Source organism: Gaiella sp. (assembly GCF_035710885.1).
Lineage (GTDB): Bacteria > Actinomycetota > Thermoleophilia > Gaiellales > Gaiellaceae > Gaiella.
Genome location: NZ_DASTCS010000028.1, coordinates 1 through 5,804, shown reverse-complemented (window position 1 = coordinate 5,804; position 5,804 = coordinate 1). Strand labels below are relative to the sequence as shown.

Annotated in this window: 6 protein-coding genes and 1 pseudogene; 4 read left to right on the top strand and 3 right to left on the bottom strand. The window is 72.1% G+C overall.

Annotated elements, in window-relative coordinates; all coding sequences use genetic code 11:
* The first annotated feature begins 118 nt into the window (after window positions 1-118).
* Window positions 119-1,318 (top strand): chromate efflux transporter, encoded by a 1,200-nt coding sequence (gene chrA / locus VFO26_RS05990; protein ID WP_325114000.1) that lies wholly within the window; start codon window positions 119-121, stop codon window positions 1,316-1,318.
* Here chrA and VFO26_RS05985 read toward each other — a convergent pair.
* A complete protein-coding gene (locus VFO26_RS05985; protein WP_325113998.1) occupies window positions 1,315-2,802 on the bottom strand; it encodes a putative bifunctional diguanylate cyclase/phosphodiesterase in 1,488 nt (495 codons plus the stop codon). The two genes, chrA and VFO26_RS05985, sit on opposite strands and share 4 nt — an antisense overlap.
* Window positions 2,803-2,970: 168 nt before the next feature.
* Between VFO26_RS05985 and VFO26_RS05980 the strand changes: the two genes are divergently transcribed.
* A complete protein-coding gene (locus VFO26_RS05980; RefSeq protein WP_325113997.1) occupies window positions 2,971-3,495 on the top strand; it encodes an A24 family peptidase in 525 nt (174 codons plus the stop codon).
* Window positions 3,496-3,507: 12 nt separating this feature from the next.
* On the opposite strand, the gene VFO26_RS05975 is transcribed toward VFO26_RS05980, so the two are convergent.
* A complete protein-coding gene (locus VFO26_RS05975; protein ID WP_325113996.1) occupies window positions 3,508-4,242 on the bottom strand; it encodes a hypothetical protein in 735 nt (244 codons plus the stop codon).
* A 169-nt stretch (window positions 4,243-4,411) separates the two neighbouring features.
* Between VFO26_RS05975 and VFO26_RS05970 the strand changes: the two genes are divergently transcribed.
* A complete protein-coding gene (locus tag VFO26_RS05970) occupies window positions 4,412-4,639 on the top strand; it encodes a DUF4314 domain-containing protein (protein ID WP_325113995.1) in 228 nt (75 codons plus the stop codon).
* Window positions 4,640-4,727: 88 nt separating this feature from the next.
* Here the strand turns inward: VFO26_RS05970 and VFO26_RS05965 are convergent, their stop codons facing one another.
* Window positions 4,728-5,279 (bottom strand): CAP domain-containing protein, encoded by a 552-nt coding sequence (locus VFO26_RS05965; protein WP_325113994.1) that lies wholly within the window; start codon window positions 5,277-5,279, stop codon window positions 4,728-4,730.
* 245 nt (window positions 5,280-5,524) lie between these two features.
* Between VFO26_RS05965 and VFO26_RS05960 the strand changes: the two are divergent.
* A pseudogene (locus VFO26_RS05960) lies at window positions 5,525-5,804 on the top strand (hypothetical protein); the annotation flags it as partial.

Genomic DNA, 5,804 nt, shown 5'->3' with positions numbered 1-5,804 from the left:
GGGCCGCGAACCAGCACGAGCTGGGGTCGCTGGTCGGCGTCTACCTCAACCGGCTCTCGGATCTCCTCTTCATCCTCTCCCGCGCCGCCAACGCGCTCGCCGGGCGCGACGAGCCTCTCTGGAAGCCGGGCGCGACACGGGGCTGACGGACGCCCGCCGGGGGTCCGTCACGGAGGTCTTCGGGGTTGCGCTGCGGCTCGGCCTGACGTCGTTCGGCGGCCCTGTCGCGCACATCGGCTTCTTCCGGGACGAGTACGTCGGGCGACGACGCTGGCTCGACGAAGGCGCGTTCTCGGAGCTCGTCGCCGTGACCAGCCTGCTCCCCGGGCCGTCGTCGAGTCAGCTCGGGATCGCGATAGGTGCGAACAGGGCCGGCCGGCTGGGCGGTCTTGCTGCGTGGGTCGGCTTCACGCTTCCCTCCGCGGTTGCGATGACCGTCCTCGCGCTCGCGGTCGGCTCGGCCGACCTGAGCGGTGCAGGCTGGGTGCACGGGCTCGCACTGGTCGCAGTCCCGGTCGTCGCGACGGCCGTCCTCGGGATGCAGCGCTCGCTCGCTCCCGACCTCGTCCGGCTCGCGCTGGCGGTTGCCGCGGCGACTGTCGCGATCTCGTGGGGGGGCTTCGCCGGCCAGGCGGCCGCGATCGCCCTGGGCGCGATCGTCGGGATCGCGCTGTTCCGGAACCAGGCACTGCCGCAACGCCTGACGGCGTCCTTCGCCGGCGGCAGGCTCATGGCGACCGGCTGTATCGCGGCGTTCGGGGCGCTGCTGCTCGGCCTGCCCGCCCTCGCGGACGCGACGGGCGCCGTCGCGCTCGTGGACGCGATGTTCCGGTCGGGCTCGCTCGTCTTCGGTGGAGGGCACGTCGTCCTCCCGCTTCTCGACGAGGCGGTGGTCTCGCCCGGCTGGGTGGGCGAGCAGGAGTTCCTCGCGGGCTACGGACTGGCCCAGGCGATGCCGGGCCCGCTCTTCGCCTTCTCCGCCTATCTGGGCGCGATCCAGGAGCCGTCGCCCAACGGCGTCGCCGGCGCGGCGCTGGCCGTGGGTGCGATCTTCCTGCCCTCGTTCCTGCTGCTCGGCGGCGTGCTCCCTCTGTGGTCGTCCATCCGGCGACACGCAACCGTGCAGGCGGCGCTCGCGGGAGTCGGTGCCGCCGTCGTCGGCCTTCTCGCTGCTGCGCTCTGGGACCCGGTCCTGAGGACGTCGATCGACGACTGGGCGGACGTCTTCTTCGCGGTCGTGCTGCTCGCCCTCCTGCGCCTCCTGCCCGTGTGGGCAGTCGTCCCGATCGCGGCGGCTGCGGGCGCGTTGCTCCTCTAGCCCGCGATGGCGACCACGGGCCACGTCCCCGTGAGCCAGTCCGCCAGTTTCTGCGCGGGCATCGGGTGCCCGAGATAGAAGCCCTGGGCGAGATCGCAGCCGAGTGCCACCGCCGCTTCCCACGCGAGCTTGCTCTCGACTCCCTCGGCGACCGTCTCCAGCCCGAGGCCGTGCGCGAGCTCCACCAGCGAGCGGACGATCGCATCCGCGCGTCCTCCGCGTCCCGCCTCGTGGAGGAACATCGCGTCGATCTTCACCTGGTCGAGCGGCAGCATCCGGATCGCAGCGACCGACGAGGCTCGGCCGAGATCGTCGAGCGACAGCCGAACCCCCAGGCTGCGGAGGCGCCTCACCACCGTCGCATCCAGCTCCGACCCGGCGGCGGGCCCGGAGGGGACGACCTCCAGGATCAGGCGCTCCGGCGCGACATCCGCGCTCTCGAGGAGCCGCTCGAGCCCGAGGACGAGCTCACCGTCGTCGATCATGCGGTAAGGCACGTTGATCGACGCGTCGAGCTCGTGCCCGCGGCCCTCCCATTCGTGGAGGCGGCGCAGCGCGTCTCTGGCCACCGCGAGCGTCAGCGTTCGGACGAGCGGCGTCCGCTCGACGTGGGGAACGAACTCGGACGGGCCGACGAGGCTGTCCCCCCGGATCCTGCGCACGAGCGCCTCCACGGCCACGACGGCGCCCGACGGCAGGGCGACGATCGGCTGGTAGTGGACCATGATCTCGTCGAGCTCGAGCGCCTTCTCCAGGTCGCGTACGACCCCGCCGTCCAGAGGCGGCCTCGGCATGACGGTCTCCTCGCTCGTGTCGCGCTTCGTCGCGTACATCTGGCCGTCGGCACGTGCGAGCAGGTCCCCCGGCGTCAACCCGTCCTGCGGGAAGAGCGCCCAGCCGATCGAGGCGTCGAGCTCCACGAGCCCGCCTTCCACCCGGTACGGCCGGCGGAGCGCGTGCCTGACACGGCCGGCAAGGGCGGCTGCCTCGTCGTCGGAGCCGGTCCCCAGTGAGAGCACGACGAACTCGTCGCCGCCGACACGCGCGACCGTGTCCATCTCGCGCACCGACGCCTCGAGACGGCGGCTGATGGCGCGCAGGACCTCGTTGCCGGCCTCGTGCCCGCGAATGTCGTTCACCCCCTTGAACCCGTCGAGGTCGACGACGAGCAACGCGAACGACTCGCCCGAGCGGCGCGAGCGCGCAAACGCCTGGGAGACGCGGTCTTCGAGCAGCGCCCGGTTCGGGAGCCCGGTGAGCGCGTCGCGAAGTGCGAGCCGCTGCGCGACCAGGAGCCTGGTCACGAGGACCGTGGTCGCGGCTCCCGCCACACCCGCGAGCAGCATCGCGACCACGAAGGCCTCGCGCGGCCGGTCCGTCCGGCTCAGGTCGAGGGCGGCGATCCCGCCCAGTCCGATCACGGCGACTGCCGCCCCGGGCCAGGCGACCCAGCGACGCGCAGCCTGATTCAGAGGCTCGGCCACAGTTGTTCGATTCACTTTCTCGCGCCCCGACGCCAGGGAGCGGGCGCGTGCTCCGCAGTCCTCGGATCGTCACGCAGACATGTCTCCCCGGCCGCCACCCGTGCGGGGGAATACCGTCCCTCGATCGGGGGGAGAGGATTCCGGGGGCGCCGCGGTGAAACACGCGCCGTGCGCCTGCGCGTGGTTGCCGTGCTCGTCTGGATCGCGCTCGCGGCGTGCTGCCTCGCCGTGTTCGGCTTCACGGTCGAGGCCGTCGTGAACGTGCTGGGCTGCGCTGTTGTCGTCGCGGTCACGGTGACCGACCTCGAACGGCGCATCGTCCCGAACCGGATCGTCGTGCCCGCGCTCGCCGTGGCCCTCGTCGTGCAGACAGTGCGCGACCCCAGCGTGGAGTGGATCGTCTCGGCGATCGCGGCCGGAGGCTTCTTCCTGCTCCTCGCCCTCGTCTATCCCGCCGGGCTCGGCATGGGCGACGTCAAGCTTGCCGCTTTCCTGGGCGCCTGGCTGGGATGGGACGTGGCGGTGGCGCTGTTCGCAGGCTCCCTTCTCGGGGCCGTCGCGGCCGTCGTCGTCCTGGCACGGCAGGGGGCGTCGGGCCGGAAGACCACGCTTCCGTACGTCCCCTCGCTCGCCGCAGGGGCGGTCATCGGGCTGTTCTTCGGAAACGCCCTGCTCGACGCCTGGCTCGGCTGAGCCGTCACGCTTCTAATCGACGGGCGGGAGCCGCTCGAGCACGGCGCAGGTGCGGTCGTCACCGGGGTACGGCGAGCGCGTCGTGCGGACACATCGGTACGGACCGTCGTCCAGCTGAACGTCATCGCCCGCCGCGGGTGCCGGGCCCGAGCGGACGAGCAGTTCGTAGCCGTCGCCGCTGACGAGCGCGACGTGCTCGTCCTCGCGCGCCTGCGGTGGCTCGACCCCGGCATCCAGAGCCCGGCCGATGTCGTCGAGCTTCCGGGCAAGCTCGGCGAGCTCTCCCGCACGGTGCTCGAGCTCGAGCTCCCGCAGGCGAAGGGCTTCGGCGCGGCGCTCGATCGCTGCCGCGCGAAGCTCCACGGCGCCGAGCGCCCGGCGGCGATCCTCGACGCTCGCCTCGGCGTGCTCGACCGCTGTCTCCCGCGTCTCCAGCTCTGCCGACCGGACGCTGAGCTCGGCCTGACGGAGATCGAGCTCGGCAGCCCCGTCGCGCAGGATCTGCTCGACCCGCAAGTGGAGCTCGCGGGCGCGCTCCTCGCGGTGCTCGAGCTCCTCGACGGCCTTGCGGATCTGTGCCGACCGCTCCTCGAGCTCCCTGCCGCGCTCGGCAATCAGCTCGGCGACGGCATCGGCCGCATCCGAGGGCGCGAACAGGCCGCGAAGTCGCCCTCGCATCGACTCGTCGGGCGCGCTGCGCCCGGGCCGTTGCTCCCACTCCCGGTCGTTTCGCGCATGTCTCTGCATGTGGATCGTCGTCGACGCGCCGACGGCACATCCTCAGCCGTCGAGTTCGAATGAGCCGCCGGCGCTGTCACCTGTTCGACAGGGCGCCGAGTCCTCCTCCCCGAAGGGGTAGGTCGACCTCATCCGTACGGGGGAGGACTCTTGTCGATCGCTTGCGTTCAATTCGGGTATGGATGCAATAGGTGCTCGTCTCCTGGCCGCGCGCATCGCGGCAGGTGTACGGATCGGAAGCGAGATCGAGCTCACGTCGGACACCGACACGGAGCTCAGGGCCGGCGACCGCGGCGTCGTGTGCGGGATCGAGGCCGGCGGGACGGTCGTGGTGCGGTGGGATCGCGGCTTCAACCGCGCGATCGACCCGCGTCAGTCCGCGTTCCGCTCGCTCCCGGCCGCGTAGTTCCTGTTCTCCGAGAGGGGGGCTTTGTCGCTTCGGGTGTCTGGCCGAGAGCCAGACACCAGGGGTGCGGGCGTACGCGGCGGAGCTCTCAGCGGCGGCCGAGGTCGAGCGTGACGACCCACGTCGACTGCCCGCCGAAGACTCCGCCCGCCGCGGGGTTGAACATGACCCCGACGCCCGCCTCGCGGAAGACCCCGCGGAGGAGGTTCGCGCGGTGCCCGGGGGAGCCCATCCAGGCCGCCACGATCGCGGACGCGGTCGGCTGTGCGCCGCCGAACATGGCGAGGTTCTCGCCGACCGACCACAGACCGGAGCGCTGCGCGTAGAACTGCTTGATCCGCTGCGAGAACGCAGCGCCGTTCCGCGACTCGTGCGTGAAGAACCCGTACGTGGCCATCGCCCGCGAATGGCCGGCTGCCGAGCGCGAGAGCAGTGTCGAGTGGGTCAGCCGGGTGAGGCCACGGTTTCCGCGCAAGGCGTTGATCTCGCGGAGCAGGAGCTCCTCGAGCGAGGTGTCACGTGTGACGGACGCGCTCGCCGCCGACCCGGCTGCGCCGCTCGACGCGGCTGTCCCGGCGATGCCGCTCGCGGGGAATGCGAGCGCGATGAGCAGCACGAGCAGGAACCGACCGCAGGCCATTACGAACCCTATCGTCTATCGCCGGCACCGCGCGCATGCCTCTTTATGGGGGTCTTGCAGCGGTTTCCGCGCGGCGCGGCCCGAGCGATCAGGACCCAGCGGAGCTCCAGCCGTCGATGCGAGGCGGCCGACCGAAGGTCGGACGCCAACGGTCGACCTACGGCTTGTCCTGTCCGTTCGCGTTCCCGACGCCGCAGCCGACTCCGCTTCCGGGGCCGTTCCCTCCGCCCGGGCAGCCTGGGTGGGTGCTCGTGCTCCCCGGGTCGGGCGAGGGGGTCCCGCCGGAATCGCTGGAGGGCGGCGTGACGGGAGGTTCGCTTACAGGCGGCGTGGCGGTGTCCACCGGCGGAGCAGAGCCTGATTGGCCAGGCGCGCTGTCGGGCGGTGACCCGTTGGAGGAGACGGGCCCTGTGGGCGGCGGCGTGGGGCTCGCTGCGGGCGGCGTCGGTGCGGGCTTGGGCTTGGGAGCCGGCTTCGGCTTCGGGTCCTGCGCCTTGGGCTTCTTCGGCTTCGTCGGCTTGGGCG

Excerpts from the sequence above, each read along its gene's own strand:
- VFO26_RS05975 (WP_325113996.1), bottom strand. The coding sequence starts at position 4,242 with ATGCAGAGACATGCGCGAAACGACCGGGAGTGGGAGCAACGGCCCGGG.
- VFO26_RS05970 (WP_325113995.1), top strand. The coding sequence starts at position 4,412 with ATGGATGCAATAGGTGCTCGTCTCCTGGCCGCGCGCATCGCGGCAGGT.
- VFO26_RS05965 (WP_325113994.1), bottom strand. The coding sequence starts at position 5,279 with ATGGCCTGCGGTCGGTTCCTGCTCGTGCTGCTCATCGCGCTCGCATTC.